Source organism: Pseudomonas sp. TE3-3-F2023 (genome assembly GCF_036784815.1).
Classification (GTDB): domain Bacteria; phylum Pseudomonadota; class Gammaproteobacteria; order Pseudomonadales; family Pseudomonadaceae; genus Aquipseudomonas; species Aquipseudomonas pudica.
The window spans coordinates 1043997-1065628 of record NZ_CP145113.1 but is presented as its reverse complement, the minus strand read 5'-3'; the positions used below and the strand labels follow the sequence as shown (position 1 = coordinate 1065628).

The 21632-nt window shown below is 64.1% G+C and carries 16 protein-coding genes; 8 read left to right on the top strand and 8 right to left on the bottom strand.

Annotation, left to right across the window (positions count from 1 at the left end; all coding sequences use genetic code 11):
* Window positions 1-49 precede the first annotated feature (49 nt).
* Genes V3314_RS04770 through V3314_RS04750 form a run of 5 tightly spaced genes read left to right on the top strand, consistent with a single transcriptional unit; the run spans window position 50 to window position 5160 of the window.
* Entirely contained in the window at window positions 50-1231 is a 1182-nt protein-coding gene (locus tag V3314_RS04770; RefSeq protein ID WP_046614543.1) for an SfnB family sulfur acquisition oxidoreductase, read from the top strand.
* Entirely contained in the window at window positions 1231-2622 is a 1392-nt protein-coding gene (locus tag V3314_RS04765; protein ID WP_046614544.1) for an LLM class flavin-dependent oxidoreductase, read from the top strand. The genes V3314_RS04770 and V3314_RS04765 overlap by 1 nt, the downstream gene beginning before the upstream one ends.
* A complete protein-coding gene (locus V3314_RS04760) occupies window positions 2615-3415 on the top strand; it encodes a MetQ/NlpA family ABC transporter substrate-binding protein (RefSeq protein ID WP_046614545.1) in 801 nt (266 codons plus the stop codon). Before V3314_RS04765 ends, V3314_RS04760 begins: the two co-directional genes overlap by 8 nt.
* Window position 3416: 1 nt before the next feature.
* Complete coding sequence (locus V3314_RS04755) at window positions 3417-4526, top strand: ATP-binding cassette domain-containing protein (RefSeq protein ID WP_046614546.1); 1110 nt, start codon at window positions 3417-3419, stop codon at window positions 4524-4526.
* Window positions 4516-5160 carry a methionine ABC transporter permease gene (locus tag V3314_RS04750; RefSeq protein WP_046614547.1) on the top strand — a complete coding sequence of 215 codons (645 nt, stop codon included), beginning with the start codon at window positions 4516-4518 and terminating at the stop codon, window positions 5158-5160. Before V3314_RS04755 ends, V3314_RS04750 begins: the two co-directional genes overlap by 11 nt.
* Window positions 5161-5253: 93 nt before the next feature.
* Here the strand turns inward: V3314_RS04750 and dibA are convergent, their stop codons facing one another.
* Window positions 5254-7149 carry a phosphodiesterase DibA gene (dibA, locus tag V3314_RS04745; protein ID WP_046614548.1) on the bottom strand — a complete coding sequence of 632 codons (1896 nt, stop codon included), beginning with the start codon at window positions 7147-7149 and terminating at the stop codon, window positions 5254-5256.
* Window positions 7150-7295: 146 nt separating this feature from the next.
* On the opposite strand from dibA, the gene desA reads away from it, so the two are divergent.
* Window positions 7296-8480, top strand: a complete 1185-nt coding sequence (gene desA, locus V3314_RS04740) for a delta-9 fatty acid desaturase DesA (RefSeq protein WP_046614549.1) — start codon at window positions 7296-7298, stop codon at window positions 8478-8480.
* 100 nt (window positions 8481-8580) lie between these two features.
* Window positions 8581-9609 carry a sensor domain-containing diguanylate cyclase gene (locus V3314_RS04735; protein ID WP_196173551.1) on the top strand — a complete coding sequence of 343 codons (1029 nt, stop codon included), beginning with the start codon at window positions 8581-8583 and terminating at the stop codon, window positions 9607-9609.
* A 129-nt stretch (window positions 9610-9738) separates the two neighbouring features.
* Here V3314_RS04735 and V3314_RS04730 read toward each other — a convergent pair whose 3' ends face one another.
* From V3314_RS04730 to V3314_RS04710, 5 genes are all read right to left on the bottom strand, one after another.
* A complete protein-coding gene (locus V3314_RS04730) occupies window positions 9739-10998 on the bottom strand; it encodes a response regulator (RefSeq protein WP_153671307.1) in 1260 nt (419 codons plus the stop codon).
* 137 nt (window positions 10999-11135) lie between these two features.
* The gene (gene gabT, locus V3314_RS04725) at window positions 11136-12413 is read right to left on the bottom strand and encodes a 4-aminobutyrate--2-oxoglutarate transaminase (protein WP_338459970.1); all 1278 of its coding nucleotides are present in this window, start codon (window positions 12411-12413) and stop codon (window positions 11136-11138) included.
* A gap of 183 nt (window positions 12414-12596) precedes the next feature.
* Window positions 12597-14039 carry an NADP-dependent succinate-semialdehyde dehydrogenase gene (gene gabD, locus V3314_RS04720; RefSeq protein ID WP_015268576.1) on the bottom strand — a complete coding sequence of 481 codons (1443 nt, stop codon included), beginning with the start codon at window positions 14037-14039 and terminating at the stop codon, window positions 12597-12599.
* A gap of 320 nt (window positions 14040-14359) precedes the next feature.
* Entirely contained in the window at window positions 14360-16036 is a 1677-nt protein-coding gene (locus V3314_RS04715; RefSeq protein WP_338459969.1) for an aryl-sulfate sulfotransferase, read from the bottom strand.
* 17 nt (window positions 16037-16053) lie between these two features.
* The gene (locus V3314_RS04710) at window positions 16054-18390 is read right to left on the bottom strand and encodes a TonB-dependent receptor (RefSeq protein WP_338459968.1); all 2337 of its coding nucleotides are present in this window, start codon (window positions 18388-18390) and stop codon (window positions 16054-16056) included.
* Window positions 18391-18582: 192 nt separating this feature from the next.
* On the opposite strand from V3314_RS04710, the gene V3314_RS04705 reads away from it, so the two are divergent.
* A complete protein-coding gene (locus tag V3314_RS04705) occupies window positions 18583-19497 on the top strand; it encodes a LysR family transcriptional regulator (protein WP_196183392.1) in 915 nt (304 codons plus the stop codon).
* 114 nt (window positions 19498-19611) lie between these two features.
* Here V3314_RS04705 and V3314_RS04700 read toward each other — a convergent pair whose 3' ends face one another.
* Both V3314_RS04700 and V3314_RS04695 read right to left on the bottom strand, forming a co-directional pair.
* The gene (locus V3314_RS04700; RefSeq protein ID WP_338459967.1) at window positions 19612-20517 is read right to left on the bottom strand and encodes a TauD/TfdA family dioxygenase; all 906 of its coding nucleotides are present in this window, start codon (window positions 20515-20517) and stop codon (window positions 19612-19614) included.
* 37 nt (window positions 20518-20554) lie between these two features.
* Entirely contained in the window at window positions 20555-21592 is a 1038-nt protein-coding gene (locus tag V3314_RS04695) for an ABC transporter substrate-binding protein (RefSeq protein ID WP_338459966.1), read from the bottom strand.
* Window positions 21593-21632: the final 40 nt, after the last annotated feature.

Here is a 21632-nt window from a genome sequence, read left to right as displayed (position 1 = left end):
CTTGTGTCGCGATGGGCCGCAAAGCGGCCCCAAGGCCCCGGAGAACACCATGACTACAAACATCATCACCAGCGACAGCGAAGCCCTGAACGTCGCCGAAGAAGTCGCCCGACACCTGCGCCGCGACAGCGCCCTGCGCGACCGCGAGCGCCGCCTGCCGCATGCCGAACTGGAGCTGTTCACCCGCTCCGGCCTGTGGGCCATCAGCGTGCCCAAAGCCTTCGGCGGTGCCGGCGTGTCCAACGTCACCCTGGCCAAGGTCATTGCCCGCATCGCCCAGGCCGACGGCTCGCTCGGGCAAATCCCGCAAAACCATTTCTACGGCCTGGAAGTGCTGCGGGTAAACGGCACACCCGAACAGCAACAGCGCCTGTACGCCGAAGTACTGGCCGGCAGCCGCTTCGGCAACGCCCTGGCCGAACTGGGCACCAAGACCGCCAACGAGCGCACCACTCGCCTGACCCGCGACGGTGATGGCTTTCGCATCAACGGCCGCAAGTTCTACTCCACCGGCGCCATCTACGCCCAGCGCATTCCCACCTCGGTGGTCGATGAGCAGGGCGTACAGCACCTGGTCTTCGTCCCGGCCAATAGCCAGGGCCTGCAGGTGATCGACGACTGGAGCGGCTTCGGCCAGCGCACCACCGGCAGCGGCTCGGTGGTGTTCGACAACGTATATGTCAGCGCCGCCGACGTGGTGCCCTTCCAGAGCGCCTTCGAACGCCCCACCCCGGTCGGCCCGCTGGCGCAGATCCTTCATGCCGCCATCGACACCGGCATCGCCCGCGCCGCATACGAGGATGCCCTGCACTTCGTACGCACGCGCAGCCGCCCCTGGGTCGACTCCGGCCTGGACAAGGCCAGCGATGACCCGCTGACGCTGAAGAGTTTCGGCCACCTGGCGATCCGCCTGCACGCCGCAGAAGCCTTGCTCGAGCGCGCCGGCGAATACCTGGACCGCGCCCGCGACGACAGCACTGCCGACAACGTGGCCGCCGCCTCCATCGCAGTGGCCGAGGCCCGTGCCATCAGCACCGAGATTTCCCTCACGGCCGGCACCACCCTGTTCGAACTTGGCGGTAGCCAGGCCACCCTGGCCGAACACAACCTCGACCGCCACTGGCGCAACGCCCGCGTGCACACCCTGCACGACCCGGTGCGCTGGAAGTACCACGCCATCGGCAACTACTACCTCAACGATGCCAACCCACCACGCCGGGGGACCATCTGATGGCCAAACAGATACTGCTCAATGCCTTCAACATGAACTGCATCGGGCACATCAACCACGGCCTGTGGACCCACCCACGGGATACCTCGACCCAGTACAAGACCCTGGATTACTGGACCAGCCTGGCGCGCCTGCTGGAGCGCGGCTTGTTCGACGGGTTGTTCATCGCCGACATCGTCGGCACCTACGACATCTACGGCCAGTCGCTGGACGTCACCCTCAAGGAGTCGATCCAACTACCGGTCAACGACCCGTTGCTGCTGGTCTTGGCCATGGCCGCCGTCACCCGCCACCTGGGCTTCGGCCTTACCGCCAATCTCACCTACGAAGCGCCGTACCTGTTCGCCCGCCGCCTTTCCACCCTGGACCACCTGAGCAATGGCCGGGTGGGCTGGAACATCGTCACCGGCTACCTCGACAGCGCCGCCCGGGCCATGGGCCTGACGCAGCAACCCGAGCATGACCGCCGCTACGACCAGGCGGACGAGTACCTGCAGGTGCTGTACAAGCTGCTGGAAGGCAGCTGGGCCAACGATGCCGTGGTCGCCGACCGCCAGCAGCGCGTCTATGCCAGGCCTGACAAGGTGCGCAAGGTCAACCACCAGGGCGAATTCTACAAGGTCGACGGCTACCACCTGTGCGAACCCTCGCCGCAACGTACACCGGTACTGTTCCAGGCCGGCAGCTCGCAGCGTGGCCTGGCCTTCGCCGGCAACCATGCCGAATGCGTGTTCATCAGTGGCCAGGACAAGCCCGCCACCCGCGCCCAGGTCGACAAGGTGCGCGCCGCCGCCCAGGCCGCTGGCCGCGACCCGCAAGCAGTCAAGGTGTTCATGGGCATCACGGTGATCGTCGCCGCCACCGAGCAGCAGGCCCAGGCCAAGCATGCCGAGTACCTGCGCCATGCCAGCGCCGAGGCCGGGGTCGCGCACTTCGCAGCGTCCACCGGCATCGACTTCGCCGCCTACGCCCTGGACGAGCCGATTGTCTTCAGCCAGGGCAACGCCATCCAGTCAGCCACGCGCCAGTTGCAGGACAACGCCTGGACCCGCCGGCGCCTGCTGCAGCAGCACGCCCTGGGTGGCCGTTACGTGACCCTGGTCGGCGCTCCCGAGCAGGTAGCCGAGCAGCTGATCGCCTGGATCGATGAAACCGGCCTGGACGGTTTCAACCTGACCCGCACCGTAACCCCGGAAAGCTTCGAGGACTTCATCGACCTGGTCGTCCCGCAGTTGCAACAACGTGGCCGCTACAAGACCGCCTACGCCGAAGGCACCCTGCGCGAAAAACTGTTCCAGGCCGACCACCCGCATTTGCCCGCCGACCACCCTGGCTCGGCTTACCGCTTTACCTCTACCCCTGCCCCGACTGGAGCCCTGCACCATGCTTGATAACCTGTTCCGGCCCGTCGCGGCCATTGCCCTCACCCTCGGCCTGACTGCCAGCGCGCTGGCTGCCGAACCGCTGAAGATCGGCACCACCTCGGCCTTCGCCATCCCGCTGGAAGCCGCAGTGGAAGAAGCGCACAAGCAAGGCCTGGAAGTGAAGCTGGTCGAGTTCAGCGACTGGATCGCACCTAATGTCAGCCTCAACAGCGGCGACATCGACGTGAACTACTTCCAGCACATCCCATTCCTGGAAAACGCCAAGGCAGCCGCGGGCTTCAACCTGGTGCCCTACGCCCCGGGCATCATCAACAACGTCGGCCTGTACTCGAAAAAGTACAAAACCTTCGCCGACCTGCCCGAAGGTGCCAGCGTGGCCATCGCCAACGACCCGATCAACAGCGGCCGTGGCCTGCAGCTGCTGGCCAAGGCCGGGCTGATCACCCTCAAGCCGGGGGTCGGCTACAAGGCCACCGAGGACGACATCGTCGCCAACCCGAAGAAACTGAAGATCCTTCAGGTCGAGGCCGTACAGCTGGTACGCGCCTATGACGACGCCGACCTGGTTCAGGGCTATCCGGCCTACATCCGCCTGGCCAACAGCTTCGACGCCGGCTCCGCACTGCTATTCGACGGGCTGGAGAACAAGGAATACGTGATCCAGTTCGTCATTCGACCGCAAAGCAAGGACGACCCGCGCCTTGCCAGGTTCGTCGACATCTACCAGCACTCGCCAGTGGTGCGGGCAGCCTTGGACAAGGCCCATGGCAAGCTCTACCAGGCCGGTTGGGAGGGCTGACATGAGCCAGGCCAGCGCGCTCCGGGCGCCCACCGCACAACCACTGCCGCCAACGGCCAGGGAGCAGGCCTTGCGCCCGGAGGTCAATGAAGCCCATGTGCGTTTCATCGGCCTGGGCAAGACCTACCCGGGCCAGGCGCAACCGGCCTTGCAAGGCATCGATCTGAACATCCGCCATGGCGAGATCTTCGGCATCATCGGCCGCAGCGGCGCCGGCAAGTCATCGCTGCTGCGCACCATCAACCGCCTGGAGCAACCCAGCCAGGGTCGGGTGCTGATCGACCAGGTGGACATCGCGCCCTTCGACGAGGACCACCTGGTAGCCCTGCGTCGGCGCATCGGCATGATCTTCCAGCACTTCAACCTGATGTCGGCCAAGACCGTGTGGCAGAACGTCGAACTGCCCCTGAAGGTGGCCGGCGTGGCCAAGGCCGAACGCCAGCGCAAGGTGCGCGAACTGCTGGAGCTGGTCGGTCTGCAGGAAAAGCACCACGTGTACCCGGCGCAGCTGTCCGGCGGGCAGAAGCAGCGCGTGGGCATTGCCCGGGCGCTGGTGCATGACCCCGAGATCCTGCTGTGCGACGAGGCCACCTCGGCGCTGGACCCTGAAACCACCGCGTCCATTCTCGAACTGCTGGGTGACATCAACCAGCGCCTGGGCCTGACCATCGTGCTGATCACCCACGAGATGGCGGTAATCCGCGATATCTGCCACCGGGTGGTGGTGCTGGAACGTGGAGAAGTGGTCGAGCAGGGTGAGGTCTGGCGGGTGTTTGGCTCACCGCACCACGAAGTCACCCGTACCCTGCTGGCACCGTTGCAGGCCAGGTTGCCAGCCGCGCTGCAAGCCAGCCTGCGGGCCAGCCCGGCAAGCCGCGACAGTGCTGTGGTGCTGAGGCTGACCCTGTTCGGCGAGCCCGAACTGTCTGCCCTGTTCAACGACCTTGGCGGCCGTGTGCGCCTGCTGCAGGGCGGGGTGGAAACCATCGGCGAGCATGCCCTGGGGCAGCTGATCCTGTCGGTGCAGCACTCGCCGCACGACACTCATCAATTGCTGGAGCGCGCCCGCCGCTGGGCCGCGGACGTGGAGGTACTGGGCCATGTGGCTTGATCGCTTGCTGGAAGGCTTGCTCGATACCCTGCTGATGGTCGGCGTGTCGTCGCTGATCGCTCTGCTGGTGGGAATACCGATGGCAGTGCTGCTGGTTACCAGCGACAAGGGCGGGATCTTCGAGGCGCCGCTGCTGAACCGCGTACTGGGAGCCTTCGTCAACCTGTTCCGCTCGATCCCGTTCCTGATCCTGATGGTCGCGCTGATCCCCTTCACCCGCCTGGTAGTGGGTACCACCTATGGCGTGTGGGCGGCGGTGGTGCCGCTGACCATTGCCGCCACGCCGTTCTTCGCGCGGATTGCCGAGGTCAGCCTGCGCGAAGTCGACCACGGCCTGGTGGAGGCAGCACAGGCCATGGGCTGCCGACGCTGGCACATTGTCTGGCATGTGCTGCTGCCAGAGGCGCTGCCGGGGATTGTCGGGGGCTTCACCATTACCCTGGTGACCCTGATCAACTCCTCGGCCATGGCCGGAGCGATCGGTGCAGGGGGCCTGGGGGACATCGCCTACCGCTATGGCTACCAGCGCTTCGACAGCCAGATCATGCTGACCGTGATTGCCATGCTGGTGGCGTTGGTGGCGTTGATCCAGCTGGGTGGAGACCGGTTGGCGAAAGGCTTGAACAAGCGCTGAATTCTTCGCGGGCACGCCCGCTCCCACAGGTACTGCACAGGGCTTGAATACAACGATATCCCTGTGGGAGCAGGCATGCCCGCGAAGGGGCCTTCAACCCCAGCGCAAATCCCCGGCAGGCACCGGCCGCCCGAACCAGTACCCTTGCCCCAGCTGACACAGCTCATGCAGCAGGAAGCTGGCCTGTTCTGCCTGCTCGATGCCCTCGGCGTGCACCTGCATGCCCATGCTGCGGGCCAGGGCGATGATCACCCGGACAATCGCGATGTCGTCTTCATCCAGCGGTAACCCGGCAACGAAACCCTGATCGATCTTCAGCTTCTGCACCGGCAAGCGCTTCAGCCGCAGCAGCGATGAATAACCGGTGCCGAAGTCGTCGATAGCCAGAGTCACCCCCAGCTCGCGCAGGCGATGCAACTGCTCCAGGGCCACCTCCGGGTCCTCCATCACCGCGCTCTCGGTCACCTCCAGCTCCAGCAAGGCCGGGGCCAGGCCGGTGTCGCGCAGTACCTCGGCTACCTGTTGGTACAGCTCGTGCTGGCCAAACAGGCGGCTGGAGATGTTCACCGCCACGAACGCCAGCTGCCGCCCTTCACCCTGCCATCTCACCATCTGCCGACACGCCTGGCGCAGTACCCAGGCGTCGATCTCGGCAATCAACCCAGTGCGCTCGGCAATCGGGATAAACTCGCCCGGTGGCACCAGCCCGCGCTGGGGGTGTTGCCAACGCACCAACGCCTCGACGCCGACCTGGCGGCCGGTCGTCAGGTCGTGCACCGGCTGGTAGAACACCCGCAGCTCGTCCTGCTCCAGGGCCCGGCGCAGCTCGCCGGCGGTTTCGACCCGGTGCTGAGCGTGGGCGGTCAGCTCTTCGGTGTACAGCGCATAGCAGGCCCGCCCGTTGCTCTTGGCCTTGTACAACGCCGAGTCGGCATTGCGCAGCAACTGCTCGGCACTCAAGGCATCGCTGGGGAACAGGCTGATGCCCACGCTGACACTGATGAACAGGCGGTGACCGTCGAACAGGAACGGCTGGCGCATGCGCTCGATGATACCCTGCGCCAGCTTGCCCGCCTGGCCGGCCTCATGGCAGTTTTCCGCCAGCACGCCAAATTCGTCGCCCCCAAGGCGCGCCAGGGTCACGCCGCTGCCCAGCACCTCACCCAGGCGCTCGCCCACCAGTTTCAGCAACTGATCGCCAATGGTGTGGCCGAGGCCATCGTTGATGCTCTGAAAGTGGTCCAGGTCCAGCAACAGCAGGGCACAACCACGCTTGTTGGCCTGGGCTGCGGCCAGGGCCTGCTCGGCCCGGTCGTTGAACAGCAGGCGGTTGGGCAGGCCGGTCAGAGGGTCGTGGTGGGCCAGGTAGGCCAGCTCCTGCTCCGAATGCTTTATTGCACTGATGTCGCTGAACACAGCCACGTAGTGGCTGAGCTCGCCCTCATCGTCGCGGATGGCGCAAATGGTCTGCCACTGCGGGTAGATTTCGCCGCTCTTGCGCCGGTTCCAGATTTCCCCACTCCACTCGCCCTTTTCCGCCAGGGTGGCGAAGATCTGCTGGTAGAACGCCGAGCCATGGCGGCCCGACTTGAACTTGTTCGGGCGCTGGCCGATGACCTCGTCCTTCTGGTAGCCGGTGATGCGCATGAAGGCACGGTTGACGTGCACGATCAGGCCATCGCGATCAGTCACCAACACGCCTTCGAGAGTGCTGTCGAACACCGCTGCGGCCATGCGCAGGCGTTCACGGTCTTCGCCACGCATACGCGCGCCAACGCCGATGAAGTTGAGCAGCCGCACCCGCGAAACATAGATAAGCAAAGCGCTGAGCAGCACCCAGACCACCAAGTTGATCTGTCGGCCCACGGTCCGTGCCAGAGGATCGTCGGTCATGCCGTGCAACAACACCTCGGCCAGCGTCAGCCAGAGGACCGAGAGCACCACATACAGCGCAGCCATGCGCAAGGCGTCGCGAACGGAAACAGACATGTCGGGTGCAATTGCCCATAGAAAAGGATGGGGCATTATAAAGGCTGAAACATGCCGTGACCTCCTATCTGAACGGTTGACTGGTTTTATTTCCCAGCCAAGGGATAATCGGCCCTTCCCCCTGCATTTCGAGGGTATCTGCACCTATGTGGTACAACGGCCTGCTCGACTTGTCGGCCTGGCAACTGGTCGGCATCACTTTGCTGATGACCCATGTGACCATTGTCAGCGTCACGGTCTACCTGCACCGCTACTCCGCGCATCGGGCCCTGGAGCTCAATGGCGCGCTCAAGCACTTCTTCCGTTTCTGGCTATGGCTGACCACGGCGCAGAACACCCGCGAATGGACTGCCGTCCACCGCAAGCATCACGCCAAGTGCGAAACCCCCGACGACCCGCACAGCCCTGTGCACAAGGGCCTGAGTACGGTGCTGCGCAAAGGGGCCGAGCTCTATCGTGAAGAGGCACGCAACCCCGAGACCCTGCGCATTTACGGCAAGAACTGCCCGGACGACTGGATCGAGCGCAACCTCTACTCGCGCTACAAGCTGGGCGGCATCGCGCTGATGGCGGTGATCGACCTGCTGCTGTTCGGCACCATCGGCATCACCATCTGGGCAGTGCAGATGATGTGGATTCCGTTCTGGGCCGCCGGCGTGGTCAACGGCCTGGGGCATGCCCTCGGCTACCGCAACTTCGAGTGCCGCGACGCCGCCACCAACCTGGTGCCGTGGGGCATCGTGATCGGTGGCGAAGAGCTGCACAACAACCATCACACCTACCCCAACTCGGCCAAGCTGTCGGTCAAGCGCTGGGAGTTCGACATGGGCTGGGCGTGGATCCGCCTGTTCTGCCTGCTGCGCCTGGCAAAGGTGCAGCGCGTCGCGCCCATCGCCCACCGGGTGGCCGGCAAGGCCAGCCTGGACATGGACACCGCCATGGCCATCCTCAACAACCGTTTCCAGATCATGGCCCAGTACCGCAAGCTGGTGATCGGCCCGCTGGTCAAGCAGGAACTGGCCCGCGTCGATGCCTCGCTGCGCCACCACTTCCGCCGCGCCAAGCGCCTGTTGTCGCGCGAGACCAGCCTGCTGGAAGACCGCCATCATGTGCGCATCGAGTCGATGCTCGCCCACAGCCAGGCGCTGAAGACCATCTACGAAAAACGCCTGGCCCTGCAGCAGATCTGGGCGCGTACCAGCGCCAACGGCCACGATATGCTGGCCGCCATGAAAGACTGGGTACACGAGGCGGAAACCAGCGGCATCCACGCCCTGCGAGACTTCGCGGCACAGCTCAAGACCTACTCCCTGCGCCCGACCGGCGCCTGACCGCCGTTGATCGGCACGCCCGGTTGACGGGGCGTGCCGCCTGGAACTTCGCCCTCTCGTTCACACTCATATCTGGCACATCGCCCGCGTGGCGGGCCAGATGCTGGCCGCACGCTTTCACGCCGAGATCTGCTCCGTGCACATGGCCAAGAACATTCCAACGACACTGCCCGGCACCCCGCCTCCCGAAGCCGCCCAGACCCTGCTTGCGCTGCTCCACGCCCAAGGCGAGGTTGCCCGCCTGAGCGAGCGCGAGCAACTGTTCAGCTCGCTGCTCGACAGCGTCAACGCGGTGCTATGGGCCTTCGACTGGGAAACCCGTCAGGTGCTGTATGTCAGCCCCGCCTACGAGCGCATCTTCGGTCGCCCGGCCAGCCTGGTGCTGGCCGACTACAACGAGTGGCGCGACAGCATCTACCCCGACGACCTGGAGTTCGCTGAGCGCAGCCTGGCCCAGGTCCTGCTCAAGGGTTCGGTGGAAGACCGCGAATACCGAATCCTCAATGCCGAAGGTCAACTGCGCTGGCTGAGCGACAAGTGCTACATCAACCAGCAACGCGATGGCGACCGGGTGATCATCGTCGGCATCGCCGAAGACATCACCGAGAAAAAGCAGCTCGAAGGTGAACTTCAGCGCCTGGCCACCACCGACGTGCTGACCCAGAGCAGCAACCGTCGGCACTTTTTCGAATGCGCCCAGCAAGCCTTCGACAACGCCCGCGAAGACGGAACACCACTGGCCTTCCTGCTGCTGGACATCGACGACTTCAAGCGCATCAACGACAGCTACGGCCACCAGGAAGGCGACCAGGTGTTGCAGCAGATCGCTGATAGCGGCAAGGCTGTGCTACGCCGAGGTGACCTGTTCGGGCGCATTGGTGGCGAGGAGTTTGCGGCAGTGTTCCCGGGCTGCAGTGCCCAGGTCGCGGAGCAGATTGCCGAGCGCTTGCAGCGGCAGATCCAGCGGCTGAGCTTCAGCCATGGGGAGCAGACCTACGGGGTGACGGTTAGCCAGGGGGTGACCGGGCTGACGGACGATGACGCGGCGCTGGACAGCCTGTATGCCCGGGCCGATGCGGCGATGTACCAGGCCAAGCGGCAGGGCAAGAACCAGATCGTCCGCGGTTGAGCCCTGGGGTGCTCTGCACCCCAATCGCCGGCAGGCCAGCTCCCACAGGTACGGCGCAATCCTCTAGCCTTGAGCATTACCTGTGGGAGCTGGCTTGCCGGCGATGGGCCGCAAAGCGGCCCCAAAATCTCAGCTGGAAACCTCGGCCTCAGCCAACGGCGGCTCTTCCTGCGGCTTCACCTCCAGGTTCTCCACCTTAAGCAACCGCCTCAGTTCCGGCAGGCCAAGCTTGAGCAGTCGAGCGGTCTTGCTGCTGACCACCTTTTCCAGCCCCTGCTCGGCCGGCAGCCGCGCCAACTGCCCGGCCAGGTTCATGGCCAGGATCTCGCGCGAATACACCCCGCCGCCCAGCTGGTAGATCGCCGCGATCAACTCGCGCAACCCCAGCGGCAACCGCCAGCGTGTACGTAGCGCCGAGCCGAATGCGGCCCCGAACTCATTGAGCGACAGCTGCACCTGGTCCTCATCCAGCTCGCCCCCGGCCAGCCGCCATTCCTGCAGGCAGCGCAGCACCGCCAGGTCGCCCAGGCAATGCAGCAACCCCGCGCAATAACAACGCCCTTCGTCCAGCTCGAGCATGCGTGCCAAGGTGCGGCCATATTCGGCAGCGTGCAGCGACAACTCCCAGTAACGGGCCGCATGCTGCGCCAGCAGCGGGTCGCTGAGGCGCGCACTGCGCTTGAGGGTCATGCCCAGGATCAGGTTCATGCTCTGGGTGCTGCCAAGCTTGTTCAAGGCTTGCAGCAACGTCTGCACCGGTGCTTCGCGGTGCAGCGCTGCGCTGTTGGCCGCAGCGATCAGCACGGCGGTGATCTGCGGGTCGCCCTGCACTTCCTCTTCGAGCACTTTCAGGTTCAGGCCCTGAGGGTTGAGCGCGCGCTTGATCGCCACCTGCACATCGGCCAGCAGCGGCCCGCCATCGGCGGTAGCGCGACGCTGTTCGAGGTAGGCCGGCAGGCTGGCACCAGCTTGCAAGGCGGGCACAGGGCAGGCGATCTCTTCGCCAACCGCCAGCAGCAGCTCTTCCAGGCGCTTGCGCAGGGTGTCCAGGTTCAGCGGCTTGCTCAAGTAGGCCGTGGGGTGCAGGGGCAGTGCCTCGCGCACACTGGCACTGTCGCTGCGGTTGCTCATGAGGATGAATGGCAACCCCGGACCTTTGGCGCGCACCTTGCGCAACAGGTCGAGGCCATCGACGCCAGCCAGTTCGCGCGCGGCAATGATCAGGTCGGGTTTGCTGGACAGCGCACTCAACGCCTGCGAGCCGTCGGCGCAGACCTGAAGGCGGGCATCACAGCGCACGCTCAGGAGCATTTCGCTGAGCATGTCGCGTACCCAGGGGTCGCCCTCGACAATCAGTACGCTTGGTGGGGTGGGGTCTGCATCGTTCATCGCCAACTCCTGAATAGCCCTGACACACAGTCCGTCGCAGCTTCCTGAGCAAATCCTCCGACAACGATAGCGCCCCATGGCTTTCCTGGGCACAAAAAAAAACCCGCCGAAGCGGGTTTTTTCTGAAGCACGTCACATCAGGCGATTTCAGCGAAGCACTCTTCGATGATAGCCAGGCCTTTGTCCAGCAGAGCGTCTTCGGCGGTCAGCGGAACCAGGATACGCAGGACGTTGCCGTAGGTACCGCAGGACAGCAGGATCAGGCCCTTCTCGCGAGCCTTGGCGACAACCTGGCCAACGGCAGCAGCGTTCGGGGTGTGAGTGCCCTTCTCGAAGACTTCGACAGCGATCATCGAGCCCAGACCACGGACGTCGCCGATGATCGGGTACTTCTTCTGGATTTCGCGCAGGCCAGTGGTCAGGCGCTCACCCACAGATTTGCTGCGGTCCAGCAGTTTCTCTTCTTCGAACACTTCGATCACGGCCAGGGCCGCGGCGCAAGCGATCGGCGAACCGGCGTAGGTACCGCCCAGGCCGCCCGGAGCGATGGCGTCCATGTACTCCGCCTTGCCGCACACACCGGCCAGCGGGAAGCCGCCAGCGATGGATTTGGCGAAGGTGGTCAGGTCAGGCGCAACGCCCATCTGTTCCATCGCGAAGAAGGTGCCAGTACGGCCAGCGCCGGTCTGCACTTCGTCGGCGATCAGCAGGATGCCGTGCTGGTCGCACAGGGCGCGCAGGCGCTTCATCAGCTCTTTCGGCGCTGGCAGGAAGCCGCCTTCGCCTTGTACCGGCTCGAGGATGATCGCGGCGATGTCGCGTGGCTCGGCGTCGTTCTTGAAGATGCGCTCGACCGAGGCGATGGCGTCGTCAACGCTGATGCCGTGCAGTTCGCTCGGGAACAGGGCGCGGAAGATGCCACCTGGCATCAGGCCCATGCCAGCGGAGTACGGCACGACCTTGCCGGTCAGGCCCAGGGTCATCATGGTACGGCCGTGGTAGCCGCCGGTGAAGGCGATGACGCCAGCGCGGCCAGTGGCGGCACGGGCGATCTTGACGGCGTTTTCAACGGCTTCGGAGCCGGTGGTGACCAGCAGGGTCTTCTTGTCGAAGTCACCTGGGACCAGCTTGTTGATCTTTTCGCACAGCTCTACATAGGGTTCGTAGGCCAGCACCTGGAAGCAGGTGTGGCTGACCTTGGTCAGCTGCTCTTGCACGGCCGCAACCACTTTCGGGTGCAGGTGGCCGGTGTTCAGTACTGCGATGCCGCCGGCGAAGTCGATCAGTTCGCGGCCTTCAACGTCGATCACGGTCGAGTTCTTCGCGGTATCGACGAAGATCGGGTGGATCTGGCCAACGCCACGTGGGACGGCGGCGACACGACGTTGCATCAAGGATTCGTTGGTCTTGCTCATAATGCCCTCATTGCGCCGGTCTGGAGTGGCGCTTTTATTCGGGGGTGGCTGGGAGTGCTCGCGAACAGTATTCGTTGATCGACTGCCGTGAACGCCCTGGCCACCAGGTACTGCGATGTAAAAAAGGCCAGCGAGACGTCGCTCTCGCGCCCCGCTGGCAGAGGTAAAGCCGTTACCTTGCGATCAGACGCTGATGCACAGGTATTTGATTTCGAGGTAGTCCTCGATACCGTACTTGGAACCTTCGCGGCCCAGGCCCGAAGCCTTGATGCCACCGAACGGTGCCACTTCGTTGGAGATCAAGCCGGTGTTGATACCTACCATGCCGTATTCCAGGGCTTCGGCAACACGGAACACACGGCTCATGTCGCGGGCGTAGAAGTACGAGGCCAGGCCGAACTCGGTGTCGTTGGACATGGCGATCACTTCGGCCTCGTCCTTGAAGCGGAACAGCGGCGCCAGCGGGCCGAAGGTCTCTTCCTTGGCGACGGCAGCGGTCTTCGGTACGTCGACCAGAATGGTCGGCTCGAAGAAGTTGCCTTCGATGATCTTGCCACCGGACAGCACCTTGGCGCCTTTGCCAACGGCGTCTTCGATGTGTTCCTGGACCTTGGCGACAGCCTTGCCGTCGATCAGCGGGCCAGTGGTGGTGCCTTCTTCCAGGCCGTTACCGATCTTCAGCTTGGCAACAGCGGCGGCCAGCTTCTGGGCGAACGCGTCGTAGACACCGTCCTGCACGTAAATACGGTTGGCGCAGACGCAGGTCTGGCCGTTGTTGCGGTACTTGGAGATGATCGCGCCCTCGACTGCCTTGTCCAGGTCGGCGTCGTCGAACACGATGAACGGGGCGTTGCCACCCAGCTCCAGGGAAACCTTCTTGATGTCCTTGGCGCATTCTTCCATCAGCTGGCGACCGATTTCGGTCGAGCCGGTGAAGGACAGCTTGCGGACCAGGGAGTTGCCGGTCAGTTCGCCGCCAACTTCGCCAGCGCTACCGGTAACCACGCTCAGCACGCCAGCCGGGATGCCGGCACGGTGGGCCAGTTCGACCAGGGCCAGGGCGGAGTACGGGGTCTGCGAGGCAGGCTTGAGCACCATGGTGCAACCAGCGGCCAGGGCCGGGCCGGCTTTACGGGTGATCATGGCAGCCGGGAAGTTCCACGGGGTGATGGCCGCAGTAACGCCGATTGGCTGCTTGATGACGATCAGACGCTTGTCTGGCTGGTGACCCGGGATGGTGTCGCCGTAGACGCGCTTGGCCTCTTCGGCGAACCACTCGATGAACGACGCAGCGTAGGCGATCTCGCCCTTGGCTTCGGCCAGCGGCTTGCCTTGCTCGGTGGTCATCAGGCGAGCCAGATCGTCCTGGTTCTCGATCATCAGTTCGAACCAGCGACGCAGCTTGGCCGAACGCTCTTTGGCGGTCAGGGCACGCCAGGCCGGCAGGGCCTTGTCGGCGGCTTCGATGGCGCGGCGGGTTTCCGCAGTGCCCATCTTCGGCACGGTACCGATGACTTCACCAGTGGCCGGGTTGGTGACCTTGATGGTCTGGCCGTTGTCCGCATCCAGCCACTCACCATTGATGTAGGCTTGCTGGCGGAACAACTGAGCGTCTTTGAGCTGCATGTCGGCTTCCCGAATTGTTGATTGTTGAAAAGCGCCCAAGGCAGGGCATCGAGCGTTTGAAATCTCAAACGAATGCTAAGCGGCTGCTGGGGTGTTGGACAATAGGCTGTTCGAAAAAAAGAACGAATGGTTGAACACCCTGGCGGAAATTTCATTATTTGCATAATGGCAACCGGCCTCTTCGCGGGTAAACCCGCTCCCACAGGATGTCCACAGAATCCAGAATCTGTGTAGTACCCGCGAAGAGGCCAGTACAGGTTAGACGAACGAGCTGAAGGAAATGAGATGGGAGGACCGACGGCCCTCCCGGAAGGGACGGATCAGAAGGCCTTGGCCAGGTCGATCACCAAGGCGCGGTAACCCACACTGCCCGGCTGTCGGCTGTGCACCTTCAGCTCCACCAGCACCTCCTGGGTCCCGCGCCGCACCTCGTTGAGCACAGTGGTGGTCAGTTTCTCCGGGGTCAGGAAGTTCACCGACGCCGAGTAGATGAACTGGGTGTCGGTCTCCGGACGGTAGGCCACCACCGAAGTCACCGGGCTGTACCACTCGTCGCCGCGCTCCTTGCCATATTCCCACACCTGCTCGACCGTGCCCTTGGCCTCGTCGATGCGGTACTCCACCGCCCGGCTGTAGTTGCCGGTCAGCCTGGTCGGGGCAAAGTCGCGGCCCCAGCCGTTATCGAACACGGTCAGCGTGCCTTTGCCGGTCAGCCAGGCGGTGTGCTGGGTCCACGACCAGTCGAAGTCTTCGCTCGCCACCGGCGTCAGCACTTTCGCCCGCAGACGCTCAGGCCAGCCTTGAGGCGAGGCGAGAATCCACTTGACCTGTTTGTCGCGACCGATCTTCACCACGCCCTGGTGCCGCGCTGAAACGATGATGCTGTCGTCATCGGCGTCGTAGTCGATGGCATTGACGTGGGCCCAGTTACGCCCGGTGCCCACCCCCGGGGTGTCACCAAAGGGCAGGTCACCCTCGGCCAGTTCGTTGGCCAGCCGCTCGTCCTGTTTCTGTACCCCGGCCGGCAACTGGATGGCTGCCTTTCCCAGGGTTTCGAGCAGGTCGCCACGGTACGGGTCGAGGATCTGGTTGAGGTCCCAGAAGTCCAGCACATCACCGGCCTCGTTGACCTCGATGATGTGGTCCCGGATCGAGCGCACGCGCTTGCCGTCGGGCCGGCGATAGTCACTGGTGCCCACACGTAGCAAGTAGGTGCCATTGGCGGTCTCGCGGATTTCATGGGAAAAGTCGGCGAACTTGTCGGGCAGGCTGCGCTGCCAGATACGCCGGCCCAGCAGGTCGTACTTGGAGTAGGTCTGGCCCTGGCCCCAGATCAGCTTGCCATCGCGGGTTTGTTGGAAGCCCATGGTGCCGCCCAGGCCATCGCGGCGGTTGGAGTCGTGGATCTGCTCGATGTCCAGGTACCAGCGCACGTCGCCATTGCTGTCGGCGATCCAGTTGTTGCCCACCTGGTCCCATTCCGCCGCACCGCCCAGGGCATTCCACTTGAAGGCGCGCCCGCCCGGGATGTCCCCCTGCAGGTGGTTGAACAGGTACAGGCGCTTTTCAAAACCTGGCGCTACCTTGACCGGCTGCACTTCAGGCAAGGCGGCGGTCTGCCTGGCCACCACCGGCAGACACACGGCCGGGGCGTAGATCTGGTACTGCTCGCGGATGCGCTCGCCGTCGAGCTTGTAGGTCACCTCCACATGGTTGACGTGGTCCGGGTACAGGCCGAATACCGGGATGCCGCCATAGGTCCACAACGAACGGTCGGACACCTCGTAGGCAATGTCCACACCGCGCTCGCCCCGCCCCAGCACGCGCACGTGCGCGGCACTCAGGCTGCGCCCTCCATCGCGAATGATCGCAGTCAGCGGCGCCAGGCGATACGGGTTGACCACCACGTCGCCGAGCAGCGCCTCGTCACGTTCGGGAACCTTGGCGGTCAGGCAGGCGCCTTCAGGCAATGCAGGGGTTTCGGTCTTGGCATTCATGGCATAGCTCCTTGTGCTCAGAAGTCGTAACGGGCGGTGGCACCGAAAGTGCGCGGGGTGCCGAGCACGCCGGCATAGCCACCGTTGGCGGAGTTCCACAGGCTGGTGAAGTAGGTCTTGTCACCGGCGTTCTTCACCCACAGCGACAGGTCGACCACGCCGTCGCCCTGGTCAAGGCGCACACCGGCGGAAAGGTTGACCAGCGCATAGCTGGGGATCTGGCCGAAATCGGAATCGTCGATGGTGCCCACCGCCTTCGAGCGGAAGGCGTAGCTGGCGGTGACGTAGGGTTCGATGTGCTCGCTGGCCTGCCATTTGTACTGGGTGTTGAGGTTGGCGATGTACTTGGAGGCGCCGACCACCTGGTGGCCGGACAAGTCGCAAGTGGCGGTGGCGTTGGCCAGGCTCACCTCAGGCGGGCATGGGGCATCCTTGTACTCGGTGTAGCGCACGTCGTTCCACGAGCCGTTGAAGTTGACCGTGAGGCCGCGCAGCGGCAGCGCCGTGGCTTCGAATTCCAGGCCACGCGAGCGCACCCTGCCGGCGTTGGCCAGGTACTGCACGCGGTTGATCTGGTCGTAGACGTTGGCCTGGTAGCCATGCACTTCGGCCCAGAACAGGTTGGTATTGAGTTGCAGACGGTCGTCGAACAGCGAGCTTTTCAAGCCGACTTCGGCGTTGTTGACCCGCTCGGTTCCAACCAGCAGCGAGTCGGTACCCAGCCGTGGCGCAGCGCCAACGGTAAGGTTGATGCCGCCCGACTTCTCGCCGTGGGTCAGGGTGGCGTAGCCCAGCAACTGCTCGTTGAAGCGATAGCTCAGGCCCAGCAGGCCAGAGGGGCTAAAACTGTACTGGTTGAGATCGCCTGAGTCGTACGCCCCTACCCGGGCCTGACGCGCTGCTGCGGCTGCCCCGGCTACTGCCGCACCTCCGGTTGGTGCATCGCGGGTCACCCAGGCGCTCTTTTCTTCATAGGTGCCGCGAATACCGGCGGTGAAATCCAGGCGGTCGGTGATGTGCCAGGTGCCCTGGGCGAACAGCGCATAGCTGTCCGTGTCGATGTGCCCGTTGCCAACGGTGTCGACGTTGGCCAGGGCGCCGGCCGGGGTGAGGTTCCAGATATCCGCCTGCGGCCCGTAGTAGGTGAAGGATTTGTTGTCCAGGTCCTGCTTGAAGTAGTAGGCGCCCAGCACGTAGTCGAAAGCACCACCGGTGGGCGAAGCCAGGCGGATTTCCTGCGAGTACTGCTTGTCGCGCACCGATACCCCGGCGCTGTAGAACACCGGTACGTTGAGGCCGTCGTCGTTGCGCGGGGTGAAGTCCCACCAGCGGTAGGCGGTAATCGAGGTCAGGGTGAAGTCGTTGGGCAGGGTCCAGTTGGCCTCCACCGAGGTACCGCCCTGGAACACCGTCACCTGCTGGTCGGCGTCGAAGTTGACCTTGCGGTGCTTGCCCGACACCAACGTTGCGCCGGCCTGGGCGGCCAGGCTTTTGTAGCGGTTGACGCCATTGATGGTCGGGCCGGTGCTGTACAGGCTGAGGATGCCGTTGTCGGAGTCTTCTTCGTTGTATTCGCCGATCCAGCGCAGGTTGAAGGTTTCGCTCGGTTTGAACAGCAGTTGGGTACGAAAGCCTTGGCGCTTGCCGCCGTTCAGATCGTCACCGTTGTGGATGTTCTTCACATAGCCGTCGTCTTCGGTGCGATAGGCGCTGATGCGACCGGCCAGTGTGTCGCTGATCGGCCCCGAGAAGCTGCCTTGGGTTTGCAGGTAGCCGTCTTCACCGATCGACTGCTGGATGCTGCCCTCGCGGTGGAAGGTGGGCTTGCGCGTGGTGATGTTGAGCACACCGGCGGTGGTGTTCTTGCCGAACAGCGTGCCTTGCGGGCCGCGCAGCACCTCCAGATGCTCCACATCCAGCAGGTCGAACACCGCCATGCCGGGGCGGCCAAGGTAAACGTTGTCCAGGTAGATGCCGACGCTGCCTTCCAGGCCATCACTGGCGGGGTTGTTGCCCAGGCCACGGATCGAAATGCTCGACTGGCGGGCGTGAACGTAGGCGACGTTGGTGCTAGGCACCAGTTGCTGCAGGTCCTGCACGCGGTAGATGCGTTGGCTTTCCAAGGTTTCGCTGTCGAGCACGCTGATCGGCGTGGGCACGCTTTGCGCGGTTTCTTCGCGGCGGCGGGCATTGACCGTGACGGTGCCGAGCTTGGCTTCCTGCTCCACCGCAGGGGTAGCACTGACTGGCTCTTCGGCGAAGCTGGCAGAGGACGCCGCCAGCAGTACGCCGGCAGCCAAGGGTTGCAAGGTGAAACGCGACGCGCGCGCAGGCCAACGGGAAACTCCGGACATGCAAATGCTCCTTGAGGCATGGGCCCTGGCGAGCATTTCCGTTGGCGGAACCGAATCGCGGTCAGTCGGGCTTATATTCTTTTAGGCGATATAAATATTTGTAATTCATATTTTGTGGAATAAGTGACTCCCTTTATAAGGGGGCTAACCCTTGTCAGCAATTGCATTCGACCGAAAGTTTCAATGTAAAAAATGCATATCGATCTCCGTCAGCTGCGCCACTACATTGCCCTTGTCGAGCACCGCAGCTTCGTTGCTGCGGCGGCTGCGGTGAACCTGTCGCAATCAGCGTTCAGCCGCAGCATCCAGACCCTCGAGCACAACATTGGCTGCCGCCTGGTGGACCGCGCCAGCAAGGAGCTGGCGCCGACTCGCCAGGGCCTGCTGGTGCTGGAGCATTCGCGGCGGCTGGTGCATGGGGCGCACAACCTGGTCAACGAGATACACCAGTTCAACGGTGCCACCACCGGCGTGGTGCGCTTCGGTTCCGGGCCGGCGCCGGCCGGGGGGCTGGTACCGCGGGCGGTGGCACGCTTCGTCGCCGAATACCCTGCGGCGCGTACTTGCTTCCAGGTGGATAACTGGCAGGCGCTGAACCGCAAGCTGGTTGCCGAGGAGATCGAGTTCTTCGTCGCAGACACCCGTCAGTTCGAGTCCGACCCGGACTACCAGGTGCACAAGCTGGCGCCGCAGCGCTGGCATTTCTGCTGCCGCGTCGGGCACCCGTTGACCGAGCGCGAGAGCGTGCGGGCGCGTGATCTGTTCGACTACCCTCTGGCCACTACCTTCCGCCCGCCGAACATCCGCAAGATCCTCAGCGACCTCAGCGGGCGGCAGGATTTTCTGCCGACGGTGGAGTGCGAGCATGGCTATGCATTGCTGAATGTGGTGATGCATTCGGACACCATCGGCATTGCCTGCAATGCCAACTTGCGGCCGTATCAGCGTGACGGGGGATTGGTGGCATTGCAGCTGGCCGACCTGACGGTGGAGCAGGAAGAAGCGTTCTATACCCGTTATGGGGTGGTGAGCCGGGTGGGGTATGGGCTTTCGCCGTTGGCTCAGGGGTTGGTCAGGCAGTTGATTGCCTGCGATACCGAGGTGTAGCTGGCGGGGGCTTTGCCCCCGTTTCGCGACACAAGGCCGCTCCTACAAGGGTATGCGATCGCCTGTAGGAGCGGCCTTGTGTCGCGAAAGGGCCGCAAAGCGGCCCCAGCGATATCAGCCTTTACGCGTGGTGCGGCTCAACTGGCCATCCACCCCGACCGGCACTTCACCCGCCAGGGTCACCCGCCGCACCACCCGCGGCTGGGTCCCGTAATCATCCACCGCATAATGCTGCGTCGCGCGGTTATCCCAGATCGCCACGTCCCCCGCCTGCCAGCGCCAGCGAACGGTGTTCTCCAGACGCGTCACATGCCCTTGCAGCACCGCGAACAGGTGTTGTGAATCAGCCAGCGAATAACCTTTGATGCGCTTCACGAAATGCCCCAGCTGCAGTACCCGCTCGCCGCTGATCGGGTGCACGCGCACCACCGGGTGCTCGGTTTCGTACACCGTTGAGGTGAACACTTTGCGATAGCGCTCCAGCTTGGCCGGGTCCACATCGGGCTTCACGCTGGCGTAGTCGTATTCGTTGCTGTGCACCGCCCAAAGTTTGTCCGCCAGCTCGCGCAGCGGCTCAGGCAGTTCCTGGTAGGCCGCGGCGGTATTGGCCCACACGGTGTCGCCACCGGATGCCGGTGCCACCACGCTGCGCAGGATCGAGGCCTTGGGGTAGGCGTCGACGAAGGTCACGTCGGTGTGCCAGGAGTTGGCCCGCTGGCCCTCGGCGCCATCGAGCTGCAACAGGTAGCTGGTGCCATCCACCACCGGCACGGTGGGGTGGGCGACCGGCTCGCCGAGCAACTTGGCGAAGGCTTCCTGGCTTTGGTCATCCATGTGGGTCTGGCCACGGAAGAAGATCACCTTGTGCTTCACCAGCGCGGCCTGAATGGCGTCGAGGGTGGCGGCATCAAGGTCGGCGGACAATTGCACCCCGCGAATCTCGGCACCGATGCGGCCGGCAACCGGGTGGATGTCAAGTTCAATGGTTTGTGGCGCGGTAGCCTGGGCGGCGTTGCTCATGGTCGTGTCCTTGCGGTCATTGTCGGGTTTTCGAGATTCAGCGGGAGGCCTGCACAGCCTGTTTCTGTTGCAGGGCGGCATCGAGGAATCGTGGTTCGATCCAGTCGGCCACCTGGAAGCCACGGCGGATCAGGCGCTCCTTGGCGGCAAGGTCCACGCCCTGTTGCAGCTGGCCGACGAATTCGGCGTCCAGCCGTGGATCGAAGTAATGGGCCAGGTCTTCCGTGGCCAGGTCGTCGCTGAGGATGCTGCGCGGCCAGTTGGCATTGCTGGCCACCAGCTCGACGTAGGCCTCGCGGTTGTGTTCGTCACGCAGCCAGGCGCTGGCCTGTTGCTGGGTATTGACCAGGCGCTGCACCAGTTCGGGATATTTGCGGATGAAATCGCCAGTGCCCAGCAGCACTGCCTGGGTGCTGCCGGCACCTGCCAGGTCACGCGAGTTGACGGGTAGCTCGACCAGCCCGCGCTCGCGCAGCGACAGCAGGTTGGACAGGCCCCAGGTGGCGTCGATCTGCTTGGCGGCCAGCGCGGCATTGGCGGCGTTGAAGTCCAGGTTGATCACCTTCAACTCGCGCTCGCTCAGCCCTTGGCTGGCCAGGGCGCTGGCGAACGACAGCTGGTTGGCGGTGCCACGGAACACCGCCACGCGCTTGCCCTTGAGGTCGTGCAGGGTCTTGATGCCAGAGCCGGGCACCACGCCCAGGTAGCTCTTCACCCCACGTACGCCCGCCGACAGCACGCGGGTGTCCAGGCCGTTGGCCTTGCCGACGATGGCGGCCAGGTCGCCGAGGTAGGCGAAATCGGCCTGGCCGTTGGCCAACGCTTCGTTCACCACCGGCCCGGCGCCCTTGAAGAAATGCCAGTCGATGCGAATGCCGTCCTTGGCGAACTCCTTCTCCAGCAGTTGCTGGTCACGCAGCACGTCGACCACTCCACCGGCGCTGGGCTTGCTGCCCGCGCTGAGGTCGGGCACGGCGATGCGGATGCTTGCTGGCTTGGCCGGCTCAACTGCGTGGGCGCTGAGGGTGAAGGCCAGCCCGAGGGCGGTGATCAGGTGGCGCAGCGGGGTTTTCATGGCAAGGCTCCTTGGCAGGCTGCCACCGGCGATGGCCGGC

What these genes read in the sequence shown, in the direction of transcription:
- dibA (WP_046614548.1), bottom strand. Translation starts at nt 7,149, where the DNA reads ATGTCTGTTTCCGTTCGCGACGCCTTGCGCATGGCTGCGCTGTATGTG.
- V3314_RS04705 (WP_196183392.1), top strand. Translation starts at nt 18,583, where the DNA reads ATGCATATCGATCTCCGTCAGCTGCGCCACTACATTGCCCTTGTCGAG.
- V3314_RS04715 (WP_338459969.1), bottom strand. Translation starts at nt 16,036, where the DNA reads ATGAATGCCAAGACCGAAACCCCTGCATTGCCTGAAGGCGCCTGCCTG.
- gabT (WP_338459970.1), bottom strand. Translation starts at nt 12,413, where the DNA reads ATGAGCAAGACCAACGAATCCTTGATGCAACGTCGTGTCGCCGCCGTC.
- desA (WP_046614549.1), top strand. Translation starts at nt 7,296, where the DNA reads ATGTGGTACAACGGCCTGCTCGACTTGTCGGCCTGGCAACTGGTCGGC.
- V3314_RS04735 (WP_196173551.1), top strand. Translation starts at nt 8,581, where the DNA reads ATGCTGGCCGCACGCTTTCACGCCGAGATCTGCTCCGTGCACATGGCC.
- V3314_RS04710 (WP_338459968.1), bottom strand. Translation starts at nt 18,390, where the DNA reads ATGTCCGGAGTTTCCCGTTGGCCTGCGCGCGCGTCGCGTTTCACCTTG.
- V3314_RS04730 (WP_153671307.1), bottom strand. Translation starts at nt 10,998, where the DNA reads ATGAACGATGCAGACCCCACCCCACCAAGCGTACTGATTGTCGAGGGC.
- V3314_RS04755 (WP_046614546.1), top strand. Translation starts at nt 3,417, where the DNA reads ATGAGCCAGGCCAGCGCGCTCCGGGCGCCCACCGCACAACCACTGCCG.
- gabD (WP_015268576.1), bottom strand. Translation starts at nt 14,039, where the DNA reads ATGCAGCTCAAAGACGCTCAGTTGTTCCGCCAGCAAGCCTACATCAAT.
- V3314_RS04700 (WP_338459967.1), bottom strand. Translation starts at nt 20,517, where the DNA reads ATGAGCAACGCCGCCCAGGCTACCGCGCCACAAACCATTGAACTTGAC.
- V3314_RS04695 (WP_338459966.1), bottom strand. Translation starts at nt 21,592, where the DNA reads ATGAAAACCCCGCTGCGCCACCTGATCACCGCCCTCGGGCTGGCCTTC.
- V3314_RS04770 (WP_046614543.1), top strand. Translation starts at nt 50, where the DNA reads ATGACTACAAACATCATCACCAGCGACAGCGAAGCCCTGAACGTCGCC.
- V3314_RS04760 (WP_046614545.1), top strand. Translation starts at nt 2,615, where the DNA reads ATGCTTGATAACCTGTTCCGGCCCGTCGCGGCCATTGCCCTCACCCTC.
- V3314_RS04750 (WP_046614547.1), top strand. Translation starts at nt 4,516, where the DNA reads ATGTGGCTTGATCGCTTGCTGGAAGGCTTGCTCGATACCCTGCTGATG.
- V3314_RS04765 (WP_046614544.1), top strand. Translation starts at nt 1,231, where the DNA reads ATGGCCAAACAGATACTGCTCAATGCCTTCAACATGAACTGCATCGGG.